General features: G+C 72.4%; 12 protein-coding genes. 6 read left to right on the top strand and 6 right to left on the bottom strand.

Annotated elements, in window-relative coordinates; translation table 11 throughout:
- Nucleotides 1-95: 95 nt before the first annotated feature.
- From IPJ95_17090 to IPJ95_17070, 5 genes are all read left to right on the top strand, one after another.
- The gene (locus tag IPJ95_17090) at nt 96-2,855 is read left to right on the top strand and encodes an MASE1 domain-containing protein (protein ID MBK7925316.1); all 2,760 of its coding nucleotides are present in this window, start codon (nt 96-98) and stop codon (nt 2,853-2,855) included.
- 9 nt (nt 2,856-2,864) lie between these two features.
- Nucleotides 2,865-5,045 (top strand): PBP1A family penicillin-binding protein, encoded by a 2,181-nt coding sequence (locus IPJ95_17085; protein ID MBK7925315.1) that lies wholly within the window; start codon nt 2,865-2,867, stop codon nt 5,043-5,045.
- On the top strand, nt 5,042-6,331 hold the full coding sequence (locus IPJ95_17080; protein MBK7925314.1) for an amidohydrolase family protein: 1,290 nt from the start codon (nt 5,042-5,044) through the stop codon (nt 6,329-6,331). Before IPJ95_17085 ends, IPJ95_17080 begins: the two co-directional genes overlap by 4 nt.
- A gap of 94 nt (nt 6,332-6,425) precedes the next feature.
- Nucleotides 6,426-6,869, top strand: a complete 444-nt coding sequence (locus IPJ95_17075) for an arginine repressor (GenBank protein MBK7925313.1) — start codon at nt 6,426-6,428, stop codon at nt 6,867-6,869.
- Between the two features lie 117 nt (nt 6,870-6,986).
- A complete protein-coding gene (locus IPJ95_17070; GenBank protein MBK7925312.1) occupies nt 6,987-7,493 on the top strand; it encodes an HNH endonuclease in 507 nt (168 codons plus the stop codon).
- Between the two features lie 95 nt (nt 7,494-7,588).
- Here IPJ95_17070 and IPJ95_17065 read toward each other — a convergent pair whose 3' ends face one another.
- The 6 genes from IPJ95_17065 to IPJ95_17040 are packed head-to-tail and all read right to left on the bottom strand — an operon-like array spanning nt 7,589 to nt 13,888.
- Nucleotides 7,589-8,233 carry a hypothetical protein gene (locus IPJ95_17065; protein MBK7925311.1) on the bottom strand — a complete coding sequence of 215 codons (645 nt, stop codon included), beginning with the start codon at nt 8,231-8,233 and terminating at the stop codon, nt 7,589-7,591.
- Nucleotides 8,234-8,236: 3 nt separating this feature from the next.
- Complete coding sequence (locus tag IPJ95_17060; protein ID MBK7925310.1) at nt 8,237-9,985, bottom strand: BamA/TamA family outer membrane protein; 1,749 nt, start codon at nt 9,983-9,985, stop codon at nt 8,237-8,239.
- Entirely contained in the window at nt 9,982-11,385 is a 1,404-nt protein-coding gene (locus IPJ95_17055; GenBank protein ID MBK7925309.1) for a sigma-54-dependent Fis family transcriptional regulator, read from the bottom strand. Before IPJ95_17055 ends, IPJ95_17060 begins: the two co-directional genes overlap by 4 nt.
- Before the next feature lie 36 nt (nt 11,386-11,421).
- Nucleotides 11,422-12,630: a HAMP domain-containing histidine kinase gene (locus tag IPJ95_17050; protein ID MBK7925308.1), complete on the bottom strand. Its 1,209-nt coding sequence runs from the start codon at nt 12,628-12,630 to the stop codon at nt 11,422-11,424.
- Nucleotides 12,631-12,633: 3 nt separating this feature from the next.
- Entirely contained in the window at nt 12,634-13,248 is a 615-nt protein-coding gene (locus IPJ95_17045; protein MBK7925307.1) for a hypothetical protein, read from the bottom strand.
- Nucleotides 13,172-13,888, bottom strand: coding sequence for a VanZ family protein (locus tag IPJ95_17040; protein MBK7925306.1), 717 nt, complete (start codon nt 13,886-13,888; stop codon nt 13,172-13,174). Before IPJ95_17040 ends, IPJ95_17045 begins: the two co-directional genes overlap by 77 nt.
- Nucleotides 13,889-13,986: 98 nt before the next feature.
- On the opposite strand from IPJ95_17040, the gene IPJ95_17035 reads away from it, so the two are divergent.
- The gene (locus IPJ95_17035; GenBank protein ID MBK7925305.1) at nt 13,987-17,064 is read left to right on the top strand and encodes a TonB-dependent receptor; all 3,078 of its coding nucleotides are present in this window, start codon (nt 13,987-13,989) and stop codon (nt 17,062-17,064) included.
- Nucleotides 17,065-17,161 lie beyond the last annotated feature (97 nt).

The raw sequence follows: 17,161 nt of genomic DNA, 5'->3' as shown, positions 1-17,161 counted from the left end.
GGCGGCCACCGGGTGCGCCGCAAGCGGGTACCGCTTGATTCTCTCCAGCCCCGTGCGCATATAGAGGAACTTTTCACCCTCATGGTGGCTCGTCCGTGCCGACCTCGCGGCATCCGGGCCTGACGGCGCTCGGCGTCGCGGTCCTCTGCTTTCTCCTGGGTTGCGCCCTCCAGTCGGGGCTGCTGCCCGTGGGACTGGTGCACCTGTGGCCGCAGACCGGCGTGGTGGTCGCGGCGCTGCTCACCACCCGGCGGGGGTGGCCCGCGATCCTCGCGGCCGGTTTCGGGGCCGAGGTCGCGGCGGTGGCCGTCTTCGGGGGGCTCAGTGTCCGGACGCCCCAGATGGCCGCCATCGGGGCGCTCTCCGCCTGGCTGGCGGCGCGGCTGCTGGGCAGCCGGGCGTGGCGCGGGCCGCTCCTCGATACGCTGGCGGAGGTCGCCCTTCTCGGACTCGCCACGATCGTGGCCACGACCGTCGGGGCGACGGCCGGGCTCCTGCTCGAGGCGCTGAACGGGTGGCGGATGCCGCCGGGCTTCTGGATCAACTGGGCGTCCACCCACGCCATGAGTGTGCTGCTCATCGCGCCCGCCATCCTTGCCCCGGTCACCCACCGCCTGGCGGAGCCCCTGGGCCGTCGGCGGCGGGTCCTCGAGGCACTGGCGCTCGCGGGGACGCTGGGCGTGCTCCTCTTCCAGCTGTTTGCCCGGCCGGCCACCCCGGTCGTCTCCCCCTCCTGGCTGGCCCCGGTGCTCCTGTGGGCGGCGGTCCGCTTCGGGTCGTCAGGGGCGGCGCTGGCGTGCCTGGCGGTGGGCGTCGTGGCGTTGCCCGCGGCGCTGAGCGGCCTGGGGCCGATGGGCTATGCGCCGGCGATCGCCGATCGGCTCTTCGGCACCCAGGCCATGCTGGCGATCTCCGCGGTCACCTCCCTTGCCGCAGCAGCCGTGGTGACTGAGCGCCGGCGGGCCGAGGAACTGCTCCGCGAGAGCGTCAGCCGCTTCGGGCGGATCTACCACTCCAGCATGGTCGGGGTGCTGGTGTTCGATGAGCAGGGGCGGGTGGTCGAGGCCAACCACTACGCGCTCGGTCTCCTGGGCTACACCCCGGAGGACGTCGCGGCCGGTGAGGTCACGGGCGGCCGGATCACGCCGCCCGAGCGACAGGCGGAGGCGCGCCTGGCCTGGGACACGCTGCGGCGGGAGGGGGTCACGCCGGCGGCGGAGATCAGCTGCCTGCGGAAGGATGGTGCCCGTGTCTGGGCCGCGCTCAGTGCGGCGCGCCTGGTGGGCGAGACGCCACGCTACCTCGCGCTGCTGCTCGACGTGACCGCGGAGCGCCGGCAGCTGACGCTCATGGCGGAGACCCAGTCCAGCGCGCGCATCGGCGGGTGGGAGTTCGAGCTGGCGACCGGCGCCACCTTCTGGACCGCGGAGACCTTCCGCCTGCACGGAATGCCCCCGGCGAGTCAGGTGCCCGACCTGGCCGTGATGGCGGCGCGCTATCCCTCGCCGGGACGGGAGCGGCTCCTGGCCGCCCTGCACCGGGCGCGGACCGAGGGGACCCCCTTCGACCTGGAGCTGCAGCTCCGCGCGGACAGCGGCGCCGAGCTGGACGTGCGGGTGACCGGTCGTGCCGAGCTCCGCCAAGGCGCCGTCACCCGTGTCTTTGGCACCCTCCAGGACATCACGGGCCGCAAGCGGCTGGAGCAGCAGTTCCTCCAGGCGCAGAAGATGGACGGGCTGGGGCGCCTCGCCGGCGGCGTCGCGCACGACCTCAACAACATCCTCACGGCGATCTTCGGGCACACCGCGTTGCTGGAACGTTCCCTGCCCGAGGGTGACCCCGTCCGGGAGGATGTCGAGGCCATCCATGCGGCGGGCGACCGCGCCGCCTCGCTGGTCGCCCAGCTGCTGGCGTTCGCGCGGCGCCAGACACTCGCGCCCCAGCCCGTGGACCTCGTGGCCCTGCTGCGCGGCCTCGAGCGGATGCTCGGGCGCGTGATCGGCGAGGACATCGTGCTGCGGGCCGAGCTCCCCGCGGAGCGGTGGCTGGCCCTGGCCGATCCGCACCAGCTGGAGCAGGTGGTGGTGAATCTCGCGGTCAATGCGCGCGACGCGATGCCGGGGGGCGGTGAGCTGTGCCTCGCGGTACGCCACGCCGTGCTGAGTCCCGCCGAGGCGGCGCTCCGGCCGCCCCTGCCGCCCGGGCCGGCCGTCTGCCTTGCGGTGACGGACCAGGGGGAGGGGATCCCGGCGGAGGTATTGCCCCACATCTTCGAGCCGTTCTTCACCACCAAGCCGCAGGGGCGCGGCACCGGCCTCGGGCTGGCCACCTGCTACGGGATCGTGCAGCAGGCCGGGGGGATGATCGAGGTGGAGAGCACGGTGGGGCGGGGCAGCACCTTCCGGGTCTGGCTTCCGCGGGTGGAGCCAACGGCCCCGGCCCGCCCGGCCGACGGCCGGACCCCTGCGGCCACCCGGGGCACCGAGCACCTGCTGCTCGTGGAGGATGACCCGGCGGTGCGCGCGCTCGCCCTGCGGGCCCTCGAGGGTGCCGGGTACCAGGTCCGGGCGGCGGGACGGGCCGGCGAAGTGCTGGCCCTCGACGCGCAGGATCTGGCCGGCGCGGCGCTGCTGGTGACTGACGTCATCATGCCCGAGATGAGCGGGCTGGCCCTGGCGGCCGAGCTGACGGCGCGGTTCCCCCGCCTGCGCGTGCTCTACATCTCGGGGTATGCCCCGGAGGTGATCGGCCGCGGTCTGGCGCCCGCCGGCGCCCGTCTCCTGTCGAAGCCGTTCACCCCCGACGCGCTGGTGCGCGAGGTGCGGGAGGTGTTGGACGCCCGGACGCCCGCCTAGATTCCCTCCATGGCCTTTCGTCCCCTGAGCACCCTGCAGCGGTGGTGGTATACCCCCCGCATCCGCAGCAACTTCCTGACCGCGGTGCTTGCCGTCCTCATGCTCGGGCTCGGCGTGGCGGTGGCGGCGTGGACCCGGGCGTGCGCCAACAGCGCCTGCCCGTCCATCGCGCCCCTGGTCCGCACCTACGATCCGGCGCAGGCCTCCAAGGTGTATGCGGCCGATGGCCGCCTCATCACCGACCTCGGGGCCGAGCGGCGCACGGTCGTCTCGCTCGAGCAGATGTCGCCGGCGGTGGTGGCCGCGTTCGTGGTGGTGGAGGACAAGCGGTTCTACGAGCACGAAGGGGTGGACTGGGTGCGGGCGCTCGGGGCGCTGCGCCACACCGCCGTCTACGTCCTGACGCACCGGGGCCAGATGCAGGGGTTCTCGACGATCACCATGCAGCTGGCCGGCAATCTCTTCCCCGACGACCTCAACCGCCGCGACCGGACGGTGAAGCGCAAGCTGCGGGAGATGCACGTCGCCTTCGAGATCGAGTCGAACTTCGCCAAGGGCAAGATTCTCGAGTTCTACCTCAACCAGATCAACCTCGGCAACGGGGCGTTCGGGGTGGAGGCGGCGGCCGAGCGGTACTTCGGAAAGACCGCCCGCGAGCTGAACGTGGCCGAGGCGGCGACCCTGGCGGGGATCCCGCGCTCGCCCACCCGGTACAACCCGCGGCGGAATCCCGACCTCTCGGTGGAGCGCCGCAACCTGATCCTCGAGCTGATGGCCGAGGAGGGCGTCCTGACCCGCGCGGACGCGGACCGGTGGAAGGCCTACCCGCTGCTCCTCTCCACCCGCTCCGACTTCAGCGAGGTGGCGCCGTACTTCACCGAGTACGTGCGGCAGCAGCTGCAGACCCGCTTCGGGTCCCAGCTCTACAAGGACGGGCTGCGGATCTACACCACCGTGGACCTCGACATCCAGCAGGCGGCGGAACGCGCCCTGGCCCGCCAGCTCGACGAGATCGAGCGCAACAAGGCCCGCTACGGGAAGTACCCCCGGCCCACGTATGCCGACTACCTCGAGAAGCGCGGTGACGACACCGACCTGCCGGCCGAGTCGCCCTACCTCCAGGGGCTGGCGGTGGTGCTCGAGGCGCGCACCGGCAAGCTCCTCGCCATGGTGGGCGGCCGGGACTTCAACGACAGCAAGTTCAACCGCGCGGTCCAGGCCGTGCGGCAGGCCGGCTCGACCTTCAAGCCGATCGTGTACACCGCGGCGCTGCGGGCGGGGCATCCCTGGTCGGAGATCATCGAGGATACCCCGCTCAGCATGGAGATGACGCCCGGGGAGCCGGCGTGGGAGCCGCAGAACTACGACAACAAGTTCGCCGGCCCCATGTCGCTCAAGGAGGCGTTCTACGAGAGCCGCAACATCCCCGCCATCCGCGTCGGGGATGATATCGGCCCCGGCGCCGTGGTCGGCGAGGCGGCGCGCTTCGGGATCAGCACCCCGGTGCCGCCGTACCCGTCGACCTACATCGGCGCGGCGTCGGTGATTCCGCTGGAGATGATCGCCGCGTTCAGTCCCTTCGCCACCCTGGGCATCCGGACCACGCCCTACGCGATCGAGCGGGTGGAAGACCGCCGGGGGAACGTGCTGTGGCAGCCCCGGCCCCGCTCCGAGGTGGTGATGGACTCGGCGCTGGCCTGGCTCATGCTCGATGGCCTGCGGGACGTCGTGCGCCGCGGCAGCGCGGCCGGGACCGTCGGCAGCCAGCTCGGCCCGATCCCCGCCGGCGGCAAGACCGGCACCACCAACGACGGCGCCGACGTCTGGTTCATCGGCTTCACCCCCGACCTGGTGGCGGGCGTCTGGATGGGCATGGACCGGCCGCAGAAGATCATGGACAATGCCCAGGGCGGCCGGCTCGCCGCGCCGGCGTGGACCATGATGATGAAAGAGGTCTACGAGCGCCGCCCCGTCCCCGCCGGCTGGCCGCGGCCCGACGGCCTGACCGTGGTCGAGGTGGACCGGCAGACCGGGCGCAAGTTCACGCCCTTCTGCCCCAAGGACTCGCTCGCGGTCGAGTCGTTCCTGATCGGCACCGAGCCGCGCGACTTCTGCCCCATCCACAACCCCTGGGGCGCCGGGGCGGGACCCGCCGCCGGCGGCAATCCGCTGCAGAACAGCCCGCCATGACCGGGGTGGCCCGGCGGTTCACCGCCGGCTGGGTGGTGCCAATGGGCGCGCCCCCGATCGCGGGCGGTGCGGTGCTGGTCGGGCCCGATGGACGCATCGCCGCCGTGGGCCCCGCGGCCACCGTGCCGCTCCCGCCGGGCGTCCCTGAGGAGGCCTGCCCGGGGATGGTCCTCCTGCCGGGGTTCATCAACGTCCACACCCACCTCGAACTGACCGGCCTCGACGGGCAGGTGCCCGAGGCCGACTTCCCGGCCTGGATCCGGCACATCATCGCGCTGAAGGCCGGCCGCACCCCGGCGGACTTCCTCGCGGCCGCGCGCCGGGGCCTCCAGGACTGCTGGGCCGCCGGCGTCACCACCGTGGCCGACACCGGGGATTCCGGTGCCGTCATCCAGGCGCTGGCCGAGGCGGGCGGCAGTGGCATCGCGTACCACGAGGTGTTCGGTCCCCACCCCGCCCAGGCGGACGAGGCCATTGCGAGGGCGGCCCGGCGGCTTGACGAGCTCGCGCCGTTCACCTCCGAGCGGGTTCGCCTGGGCCTGTCGCCCCACGCGCCCTACAGCGTGAGCGGCGCCCTCTACGCCCACGCCGCGCGGCTGGCCACGGCGCGCGACCTGCCGCTGGCAGTGCACCTGGCGGAGTCCGCCGACGAGTCGCTGCTCCTGGCTGAGGCCACTGGCGGGTTCGCGCGGGCCTGGGAGGGGCGGGGCATCCCTCTGCCGCCGCTGCCGGGTCGGACCCCGGTGGCGTGGCTCGACCAGCACGGCGTCCTGGGGTCACGGACCCTCTGTATTCACCTGGTGCGGGTCTCGGCGGAGGATGTCACCCGGCTGGCGCGCGCCGGAGTGGCCGCGGCGCATTGCCCACGTTCCAATGCGCGGCATGGGCACGGCGCGGCGCCGCTGCAGGCGCTGCTCGAGGCGGGGATCCGGGTGGGCGTCGGGACCGACTCGGTCGCCAGCGTGGCGCCGCTGGACCTGCTGGCCGAGGCCCGGGCCGCGCGGGCGCTGGCCGGACTCGGCGCGGAGGCGGCGCTCCGTCTGATCACCACCGGTGCCGCGCGCGCGCTTGGGCTCGAGGGCGAGGTGGGCAGCCTGACCCCGGGCCTCTGGGGAGACGTGGTGGCCGCCCGGCTGCCGGCCGGGCGCCGACCCATCCCGGATTCCGGAAGCCGTCTTGTCCCTCGGCCGGGACGCGATATTCTTGACCTGCCTCGCGGGCCGTCCACGGTACCGCGGGGAGAGGCTGTGACAGCTGAGTGCTGTCAGCTATCAGCCGCCGGCTGAACTGTGGGACGCCGCGCGCCCGCGGGGCTCCCATCGCTGACTCCAACCCGCTGCAGCGTCCCGCGCTGACAGCCTCCCGGGAGTTCCACTCCACATGAAGCTCCAGCGTCACGCGGCCATCCTCCGCATTGTCCGCGAACGCCGCATCCAGAGCCAGGATGACCTGCGCGAGGCCCTCTCCACCGAGTCCATCTCGGTGACCCAGGCCACCCTCTCCCGCGACATCCGGGAACTCGGCCTCGCCAAGCTGGTCGACCCGCAGGGCGGCTCTTACTACGCCAACCCGCACGAGGGCTCGCTCCGGCCCGACCTCGGCCAGATCCTCCCGACGCTGATGGTGAGCCTGGAGAGCACCGGGCCGCTGATCGTGATCAAGACGGCCACCGGCGGCGCGCCGGCGGTGGCCGCCGCGCTCGATCAGGCGGGGTGGAAGGAGATCATCGGCACCCTCGCGGGCGACGACACCCTGCTGATCATCGCCAAGAACCCGCGGATGCGGCAACTGGTCGAGGGGCGGCTGGCGGCGCTGACCCGGTAACCGGACCGTTGCTTGCGCCGCCCGGGCGCGCCGGAGTACGATTCACGGTCCCCTGACGGTGGAGTGTTGCCTCTGGTGCGGTGCCTGGCGCTCAACGCGTCGTTCGAGCCCCTGACCATGGTGCCCGTGCGGCGCGCCCTCAGACTGGTGATCGAGGGCAAGGCGGAGATCGTCGAAGCGGAGGGACGGGACGTGGTGCGCAGTGAGCGCCTCGTCCTCCCCAAACCGGCGATCATCCGGCTGGTCAAGTTCGTGCACGTCCCCCGCCGCTTCCGCCGCCAGGTCACCAACACCTTCCTCTTCGCTCGCGACGGCTATCGCTGCCAGTATTGCGACCGCTCCCCGCTCGACCTGCGGGGCCGCGAGTGCCTCACCCGCGACCACCTGGTGCCCCTCTCCCGTGGTGGCACCAACGAGTGGACCAACGTGGTGACCGCCTGCTCCACCTGCAACACCCGCAAGGGCAACCGGCTTCCCGAGGAGTGCGGCATGCAGCCGCACTCCCACCCGCATGAGCCGCACTTCGTGCACCTGGCCTGGGCCGTCCGCCGGCTCACCACGACCCAGTCCAAGTACATCAAGCTCTTCTACGGCGCCGACGCCCTGAAGGCCCTCGGCGGCTGACCGGCCGTGGTCCGGAATGGCAGGAGGGTGGGGCCCCGGACCGGGACTCCACCCTTTCTCGTCCGAACGCCCCATCGCCCTGCCGCCTTACCGCCCTACCGCACCTCGAACGGCTCGGACCGGCCACTGCGCTGCAGCGTGGGCAGGCCGGCCAGCCGGAGGACCAGCCGCCGGGCCCGGTCCACGAACGAGCCGCCGCTGTTCTCTCCCTGCAGCTCGCCACGCAGCAGGCGCTCGAACTTCTCGAGGTCCGTCTCCGAGAGGGTGACCACGTCGAGGGAGGCGGCGTAGTAGTACCGCCCAGCCACCTTGGGTCCGATCCGGAACTGGTAGGTCAGGCCGAGGACCTCGGCCAGGGCACCCGCGGTGCCGACCCTCCGGGTGGTGGAGAGGTTGCCCGGGCCCAGGCGGGTCACCGAGAACTGGTCGAGCAGCGGCTCGTGACGGACCACGAGGGTCCAGTCCAGGGTGCGGTCCACCTCGTCCAGCCACCCCTCGCGGGAACGCCAGGTCTCGAGCCGATACTGCAGCCGGACCGGCAACCCCTCCCGCAGGGCGGAGAGCCACGGCGTGTCCTCGAGCAGGTTGCGGGTCCGGACGATCGGGTCACGGGCCGGCCCGGTGACGCCGACCTCCAGGGTGACCTGGGTGGAATCCTGGGCGGCAACGCCACTGGGGGTGGCGAGGAGGGCCGGCACCAGGGCCAGCCCTCCAAGGACGAAGGCGATCCGCCGGGTCACGTCCTAGAACCGGCGATCCAGCCGGAGGAACACCCGCACCGGCTGGCCGTCCGTGACCGACTTGGCCAGGTACACCGCCACGCCGCCGGCATCGAGGCCCACCCCGACGTCGGCCTTCCATTCCGTGAGCGCGCGGATGCGGTCGGCGGGAACGCGGCCCGGCCCGTCCCCGGCCAGCCACGCGGACCCGGCGTCGCCGAAGATGACCAGGTCGGGATCCTCGAAGCCGACGAACCGGTCCAGCTCCTGGTGGGCGCGATCGCGGACGGTGTATCCGGCGCGCAGGCGGAGCCGGTGACGGAACTCCGCCTGCGCCACCAGGGCGCGGTCGCACAGCGCGGCCTGCGCGGGATCGTCGAAGCCGGCGGGGGCGCAGTCCAGCGACCGGAACAGGTACCCCGGGAGCAGGTCGGTGCCTCCGAGGGAGAGCCGCCGCTGCACCGGCAGCGGGTCACCGGAGAGCCAGCCGCCGGCCCACACCCGTGCGTTGAGCTGGATCTCGGGCGAGAGCCGGTTGTAGCGGCGCAGGTCGAGGGTGAAGCGGTTGAAGCCGTAGTCGCTGGTGGGCAACGGGCGTCGCACCGCCGCCGGCAGCGCCACGGGCGCCACGTCGTCGCTCGTGGCGTGCTCCACGCTGCCGCGCAGCCACCAGCCGGAAGACGGCGCGTCGGTCACGTTGCGGCTGTCGTAGGCGGCCGAGAGCGCCAGGATGGTGTAGTGCCCGTCGTCGATCAGCGGGTTGGGGCGCCAGCGGTCGCTGTTGCGGAACAGGGTCCAGGGATCATTGGCGCGGACCGAGCCCTGCTTCTCATAGCGCAGGGCCCCATCCACCCGGAGGCGCGGGTGCAGGTAGGCGTAGGCGGTGGCGCCGACTCCCTCGCTGGCGAAGTAGTCGCGGTTGTCACGCTGGAACAGGAACGCGTTCCACCCGATCTCGTCGCGCGGGAGGGTGTGCTCCTCGATGCCCGAGATGAGTGAATAGGTCCGGGCCCCGAAGCCGAAGCCGCGGGCGCCGTGGAAGCGCCAGTCGGTGCGGATCAGCCAGCCGAGGTCGCGCCGGAAGGGAGAGTTGTCGGGGGCGGTGCGCAGGATGCCGCGCAGGTCCAGCGTGGCGCTGGTGTGCGCCCCCGGGCGCCACGCGAACGCAGGCCCGAAGACGATCCCCAGGCCCTCGATGCGGTTGTAGGTCTGCGTGGTGGTGAGCCGCAGCGTGGTGGCGATGCGGCCCGACTGGAAGGTCCGCTCCGCCGTCGCGAGCGCGCCGATGGGCCGGCGGCGTTCCCGGACGCCGAGGGTGCCGTCCGATTGGCGGGTCACCGGTGCCGCGTCCCAGTAGACCCGCGCCTCCCCTTCGTGCAGCGCGCCGGCGCCGATGGTGAGCCGGCCCCCCGCCACCAGGATGGGGCCACGCACCACGCCGCCCGGCAGCAGCACCAGGTCGCCGTTGATCACCGTGAGGGTGCCGCGAATCTCCCCGGCCACCCGCAGCGTGCCGCGAAAGCTCGCGACGGTCCCCTCGAGGCGCGCGCCACCCGGGAGCGTGAGGCCGCCGGGCAGGCGGATGGTGGCGCTGTCGTTCCAGGTGGCGAGCAGCTCCTGCAGCACCTCGGGGGCGAGGCCGGAGACCCCCGAGTCGGCCCCCGGCACGTCGGGGTCGATCACGACGACGCTGTCCTGCGCCGCCGCCCCGCGCGCCGCGAGCAGGAGGACGCCGGCCAGACCGAGGACCCGCCGGGCCGCGCGCGCCGTCACCGGTCCTCCACCACCGGCTCGGCCCGGGCGGTGAGCCCGAGCCGCTTCATCCGGCGGTAGAGGTTGGCGCGGTCGGTCACCAGCACCCGAGCCGCCTCCGCCACGTTGCCTCCCGCCTGCTCCAGCGCGCCGGCGATGAGCGAGCGCTCGTAGTCGTCCAGCGCGTCGGTGAGCGGGAGCCCGGTCGCGGGGACCGGCGCCCCCTCGCCGGCGTGGCGGGGGGCCGGTCCCTCCGCGCGTTTGCCGGCGCCCGGGAGGATCGCGGCCACCTCGGGCGACCCGAGGGTCTCGCCGCCGATGATCGCCAGGCGCTCCACCACGTTGGCCAGCTCCCGGATGTTGCCGGGCCAGTGGTGCTGGCGGAGCAGCGCCAGCGCCTCGCCGGCATACTGCTGGGGCCGGCCCGGGCGCGCCCGCCGGGCCAGGTGCTGCACCAGCGCCGGCAGGTCCTCCAGGCGCTCACGCAGCGGGGGCAGGTGAATCGGGAAGATGTTGAGCCGGAAGAAGAGGTCCTCGCGGAACTGTCCCGCCGCCACCGCCTGGTCCAGGCGCCGGTTGGTGGCCGCGAGCACCCGGACGTTCACCAGGGTGGGCTGCTCCGCGCCCAGCCGCTGCAGCACCCCGGTCTCGAGCGTCCGGAGCAGCTTGGCCTGTGCCTCGAGGTTGAGGTCGCCCACCTCGTCGAGGAACAGGGTCCCGCCGTCGGCCAGCTCGAAGCGGCCCAGCCGCCGCTCCGTGGCGCCGGTGAAGGCGCCGCGCTCGTGGCCGAACATCTCCGACTCGACCAGCTCGCGCGGGATCGCGGCGCAATTGACCGTGACGAACGGCTCGGTGGCGCGGCGGCTCGCGCGGTGGATCGCGGCCGCCACCAGCTCCTTGCCGGTGCCCGACTCCCCGGTGATCAGCACCCGGGCGTCGGTCGGTGCCACCTGCTCGATGAGCCGCCGCACCTGCCCGAGCGCGGGACTCTCGCCCACCATCTGCTCCCGGGCCTCGAGGGCCTCCCGGAGCGCCCGGTTCTGGTGCCGGGTGCGCCCCAGTTCCACCGCGGAGCGCAGGGTGACCAGCACCGCCTCGGGGCTGAGCGGCTTCTCCAGGAACTGGAAGGCGCCGAGTTGCGTGGCGCGCACCGCGTCGGCGAGCTGGGCCTTGCCGCTCATCATGATGACCGGCACGTCGATGCCGCGGGCGCGGACCTGGGTGAGCGTCTCGAGGCCGTCCGGCCCCGGCGGCATCAGGAGGTCAAGGAAGATCGCGTCCGGCTCGAGCTGGTCCAGGGTGAGCAGGCCGGCGTTGCCGCTCCCCGCTTCCTCCACCGTGAAGCCCTCGGCCCGCAGCAGGGCCGCCAGCATCCGGCGGATGTTGGGCTCGTCATCGATGATCAGGATGCGGTGGGCCATGCGCTCAAATGTAGACGGACCGGCGGGGAGGCGCGCCTAGGCGGCCGGCCGCCGCAGCCGGGGCAGGGTGACCACGAAGGTGGCCCCGCCGCCGGGTGTGGGCTCGTGGCGCACCCGGCCCCCGTGCGCCTCGACCGTCTGCCGCACGAGGGCCAGGCCGAGGCCGGTACCATCGGCCTTGCCGGCGGTGACGTAGGGATCGAACAGGCGATCCTGCAGGTCGGCGGCGACGCCCCGGCCGTGGTCGGCGATCCGCACCTCCGCACCGTTCTGGCCCAGCGGGCTGCAGCTCACCTCGAGCCCGGCCGGACCGGTCCCCGCCTCCACCGCGTTGCGGAGCAGGTTGCTGAAGGCGCGCCGGAGCGGCTCGTAGTGGCCGGTGATGCGGGGCGTGGCCGGGTCGCAATGCACCTGCACCGGCACGTCGGCGGGGATGAGCGTGCGCAGCAGCTCGGCGAGGAGTTCGCCCAGGTCCACCTCGGCCATCGGCCCCTCGGGCAGCCGGCCCATCTCGGTGAACTCCCGCGCCAGCTGCTCCAGCCGGTCCGACTCGGTCGCGAGCACCTCGAGGGATTCCTGCTGATCCGGCCGCGCCGTCCGCCGGAGCGCGCTCACCGCGAAGCGGATGGGTGTCAGGGGGTTCTTCATCTCGTGGGCCACCCGTCGCGCCACCTCGCGGAAGGCGGTCAGGCGTTCCGCTTCGAGCTGCCGGGCCCGGGCCTCGGCCAGCCCGGCGGCCATTTCCCGGAAGGCCCCGCGGAGCGCGGCAAACTCGGGCGCGCCTCCCTCGTCCACGTCGGGCGGGAGCGGCTCCTCCCGCTGGATCCGCCCGGTCCAGCCCACCAGTTCATCGATCGGCCGGCTCAGCTGGCGCGACAGGTACCCGCCGACCCGCACTGAGGCGTAGAGCACCAGCGCGCCCAGGCCCAGGATGATCGCGGCGTAGACCGCGGAGTAGTAGGTGGCATAGGTCTCCTGCCGCTTCACGCGGGAGAGCGCCTCGTTGAGCGCCTGACTGTGGGCGGCCAGGGCGCGGCGTTCCTCCCGGCCCAGGCGGGTGGAGTCCACCGTCTCGACGAGGGCGCGACCGGTCTCGCGCAGCGATTCCACGGTTTCCCGGGTGGTGGCGAGGCCGCCCACCGGTGGCCGCACCGCGAGCGCCCAGCCGATCACCGCGACCGCGGTCGGGACGGTGCCGAGGGCCACCAAGGCGAGCAGGATCCGCCGGCGGAAGGGAAGCGCCATGCTCTAATGTAAGGTGGCCGGCGCGACCCGTCGGGCATCGCCCCGGCTCCACCGGCCGACGCCGGTCCCGGCCAGGCCGCCCACCGCAGTGCCGACCCACTCCGCGGCGGGTGGCGGGGCGAGGCCCGCGAGGTGGCCGGCCAGCCAGAGCATGCCCACCGCGAGTCCCGCGACGAGCAGGCCCGGGATCCGGCCTCGCCCGGCCCAGTACCCGGCGGGGAAGAGCAATGTGCCCAGCCAGAGCCCGGACCACACCGCCGCGAGCGGGCCAAGCACCGGGTGGTAGGGGATGAGGCTGGCCCAGAGCAGGCCGGCCTCGAAGGGGATCCAGCGCTCCACGCGCGCCGTGCCCGACGCCACCGCGACATACCACGCGCCGTGCACCACGCCGCCACGAACGGTCAGCGTATCACCCGGGCGGATTTCCGGGGGGGCGGGGAGGAAGGCGGTCAGTTCCCCGAGCTCGATGGCGCTGAGCCCTGTCCGCATCCGGAAGAAGAACTCGCCCCGGCGCTGGCCCAGCACGAAGATCTCGCGCTGCTCACTGTCGAAGATGCTGACGATGGGGGCAAAATCGCGCGTCGGGGGGCTGGCCAGCACCCGGGCCTCGACCAGCACCGAGTCCTGTAGGAGCAGCGCCCGCACTTCCTCCGAATTCCGGAGGCGGCCGGCCGGGAGTGGCTGGTCGGCGACCGCCGCGGCGAGCACCGCCCCCCCCCATGGGGCGAACTGCCCCAGTTCCGGCGCCCACTGTCCCCAGTAGACCGACCGTGGCAGGGAAGGGCGCAACAGGTACGCCGTCAGGGCTACGCCACTCAGCCAGAGCACGGCAGCCACGGCTGCGAAGCAGGCGCTGCGGCGGGGGGCGGGAGGACCAGGCCACGCCAATGGCCCCGGCACACAGCACGCCAATCCCGCCACCCAAGCTGTTGGTGAGGATATCGCGCAGGCTGGCATCACGGCCGATGAGCCAGTGGTACTGGGCGAACTCCACCGAGACCGTGGTGAGGAACACCAGGAGGAGCGCGCGGATCGGGTGCCCCATGGCCGCCAGTGCAAGGCCGAGTGGCACGAAGAGCGCGACATTGAGCACCGCGTCACGCAGCCCGTAGTCGCCGCAGGGGTAGAGGCAGGTCCAGGGCAGCCGGGCCGCCGCCTCGGCATCGTCCAGGGAGGGGCGGAGCGTGAACCAACCGATGATGGCCAGGGAGGCCAGCGTGAGGGGGAGTCCCCACCTCGAGCGTGGTTTCAGTGCCACATTTCTCCGGGTTTCGGCCCGCTTGCGCCGGTGGCATCATAACTGCACTATCCTTCAGCCCGACAGTGACCGCCCTTTCCTTCATTCCCGGACCCCCTATGCCTGCTGTCCGTCTGAAGCGCTTTCATTGGTATGCGCCGACGGTGGCCGCCATGATGCTGGGCATGCTGGCGCTCCCGCTGCATGGCCAGAGCCTCACCGAGGGTGCCCTGAACGGCGTCATTGCGCTGGCCGACGGGACCCCGGTGCCCGCCGCTACCCTCACCCTGGAAGACGTGTCCGGGGTGGTGGTCAGTCGCCTCAAGTCCGATTTCCGCGGCCGCTTCACGGTGCCACTGCTGGCGCCTGGCCGGTACGCTGTCCTGGTGGAGAAGGCGGGCTACCAGCCACTGCGGCAGCGCGGGGTCGACATCGCCGCCGCGGCGGCGACCCAGCTCACCATCCGGGTAGCGCGGCGCCCGCCGCCGATTTCCCAGGTCGAGGAATCGGTGGTGGCGGAGCAGCGCCTGGCGTGGTCGATGCCGGCGGTGGCAAGCGTCCTGACCTCGCCCACCGTTCCGGATCTGACGCCCCGCGGTGATATCACGGAACTCGGGCGCAACGCGGCCGTCATTGCCGGTCCCCGCGAGGGGACGTCCGGGTTCGCGACCGCGTTTGGTGGCCTGCCGCAGCCCTATGCTCGCCTGATAGTGGATGGCCTTCCCGGGAACTGGTTCCGACACCCCGGACTCGACACGGACGTCGGTGGGACCCCGGCCATCGGCCAGAGCCTGTTCGGCCAGATGCAGGCGTTCACCCATGTGCCCGACGCCGAACTGAGTGGGGGCAATGCGGGGATGGCCACCGCGGTGTCACGGCGGGGAACCAACCGGTTCCGGTTTGCGCCCTACGCGTCCTGGAGCGGGGCGATCGGCCAGCCTGCGATCCAGAATCCGGCCGATTCCTCGGTCAGTTCCTTCATGGGTGGCGCCACGATCTCGGGGACGCTCATCCCTGACCGGGCCAACTACATCGTGGGGGCGGAGTACCAGTCGCTCGATCTCCCGTCCTCCAATCCGTGGGACAACGACGCCGCCACGTTCGATGGCGGGGCCGTCTCGCTGCGGGGCGCCATCGCCCGGATTGCCCAGGACAGCTTCGGCCGAACGGTGAATCGCTTTGTGGCGCCGACGGTGCGTCACAGCACTGGCGGGTCCGGTGGCTTCCGGGTGGACTGGCGGCTCAGTAACAGCCATACCCTGGTGACCCGGGCCAACTTCGCCCGCCACAGCGAGACCAGCCCCGAGGCCCCCGGCGACGTGCTCAACGGCGCAGGCGGCGACCTCGACGCCCGCGATTTCTCCTCCGCCGTCTCGGTGATTTCCACCTTCGGCCCCACCATGGCCAACGAGTTCCGGTTCGGCATCCGCCGGACTACCCGGGCCTGGTCGGGATCGAGCCTGCCCAGCAGCTACTTCGTGGCCGACGGTGCGGGGATCGGCACCGCGCCGACCCTGCCGGGCGAGTTCGTCCGGAAATCGGTCGATTTCGCCGAGACGTTCCAGTACAGCTTCGGCCCCGGGGCCGTGCATCGGGCCAAGGTCGGCCTGCAGTATTCCAACGGGAGCTGGGAGCAGGACTACCTCTTCGGCCAACCGGGCATCTTCTCCTTCGGCAGTCTCGACGGGTTTTCCCAGGGCCGTGGGGCGTTCTTCGTCGCGGAGGCGCCATCGACGCGGACCACGACCACGCTCGAGGAGATCGGCCTCTTCGGCCAGGTGATCTACCGGGTCGGGCCCGGCCTGTCGGCGTTCGGTGGCATCCGGTGGGACCGGCAGAAGTACCCCCGGCAGAACGACTTGCCCATCCAGCGCGACGCACAGTTCAACGCCCTCTTCGGCCTCCCCAACTCGCGGGTCCCCGACGACAACAACAACGTCGGGCCGCGTCTGGGTGTGCGCTTCGAAGGGGGCCGGAATCAGGAGTGGACCGGCGGCTTCGCGCTCTCACGGCAGTATGGCGGGCTCAATCCGGCCACCTTTGCCGAGGCACGCCTCAACGACGGCGGCGTGACGATCCGCCGCGGGATCGGGGCCTTCGGCGCATGGCCCGCGTTGCCGGACACCGTGTTCGCGCCCCGGGTGGGCAAGCAGATCACCCTGTTCAGTCCCGACCGAAAGGGGTACAAGAACCCCCGGAGCTTCAAGGCGGACCTGGAGCTGTCGCGGGCGATGGCCTCGGGCCTGGTTATCCGGGCCTACGGCGGGTACCACCACACCGACTTCCTGCTCCGACGCACCGACCTCAACATCCTGCCTGGGCCGACGGGCCTGACCCAGGAGGGGCGGCCGGTCTACGGCACCCTGGTCCAGGAAGGCGGGATGGTGGTGGTCACGCCGGGCAGCAACCGGGCGATCGCCGGATTCGACCTGGTCTCGGCGCTCGCATCCACGGGGTTTCAGGACCACTACGAGGCAGGCCTCTCGGTAGGCCGCGAGGCGGCCGTCGGTTTGTCTGTCGTGGCCTCCTATACCTTTTCCCGCACGCGGGACAACTGGCTGCTCAGCTGGAGCGGCGACCCGAGTGACGCGCTGTCGCCGTTCCCCGAGGACCGGATCGGCCATGAGTGGGCCGAAGGGGTGTCGGACTTCGATGTGCCCCATCGGGCGGCTGTGCTGGCCAGCTGGCGCGCGGCGGGTTCGGTGCCGGTCACGCTGGCCGCGCGCTACCGTTTCCGTTCCGGCCTGCCCTTCACGCCTGGCTTCCGGCCCGGTGTCGACGTCAACGGTGACGGGAGCGGCCGCAACGACCCGGCGTTCGTGGACGATGCGATCCCCGGTCTCAGTCAGGTCATCGGTGATCACGACTGCCTGGCCGAGCAGGTCGGCCACATGGCCAAGCGGAACAGCTGCCGGGCCGACGCCAACCACGCGCTCGATCTCTCCACCGCGGTGGGCCTTCCGCTACGGTCCCTGGGCGGGCGGGTGGAACTGACCGTGGACGTGCTGAACCTGGTTTCCACACCTGTCGGCATTGTGGACCGTGCGCTGGTGCTGGTCGACCCCGCCGGGGCGCTCACCACCGATCCGCAGGGCAATGTCACGCTGCCGCTCGTCGCCAATCCGCGGTTCGGCAAGTTCCTGAGCCGCCGCACGGAGCCCCGGATGGTCCGGTTCGGCCTCCGGCTCGCGTACTGATCGAGGCCCCTATGCCGCGCACGTTTCGCACTTACCTCCGGCCGGGGCTCCTCATCGCCGCCAGCCTGGTCGTCGGAATCGCCTGTGGAAACGCGGG

This window comes from Gemmatimonadota bacterium (genome assembly GCA_016713785.1).
Taxonomy (GTDB): Bacteria; Gemmatimonadota; Gemmatimonadetes; order Gemmatimonadales; family GWC2-71-9; genus JADJOM01.
This window is presented reverse-complemented; position numbering and strand designations above follow the sequence as displayed.

Bases quoted from the DNA above. Each gene is read 5' to 3' on its own strand.
- IPJ95_17080 (MBK7925314.1), top strand. From the start codon at position 5,042: ATGACCGGGGTGGCCCGGCGGTTCACCGCCGGCTGGGTGGTGCCAATG.
- IPJ95_17075 (MBK7925313.1), top strand. From the start codon at position 6,426: ATGAAGCTCCAGCGTCACGCGGCCATCCTCCGCATTGTCCGCGAACGC.
- IPJ95_17050 (MBK7925308.1), bottom strand. From the start codon at position 12,630: ATGGCGCTTCCCTTCCGCCGGCGGATCCTGCTCGCCTTGGTGGCCCTC.
- IPJ95_17055 (MBK7925309.1), bottom strand. From the start codon at position 11,385: ATGGCCCACCGCATCCTGATCATCGATGACGAGCCCAACATCCGCCGG.
- IPJ95_17070 (MBK7925312.1), top strand. From the start codon at position 6,987: ATGGTGCCCGTGCGGCGCGCCCTCAGACTGGTGATCGAGGGCAAGGCG.
- IPJ95_17085 (MBK7925315.1), top strand. From the start codon at position 2,865: ATGGCCTTTCGTCCCCTGAGCACCCTGCAGCGGTGGTGGTATACCCCC.
- IPJ95_17035 (MBK7925305.1), top strand. From the start codon at position 13,987: ATGCCTGCTGTCCGTCTGAAGCGCTTTCATTGGTATGCGCCGACGGTG.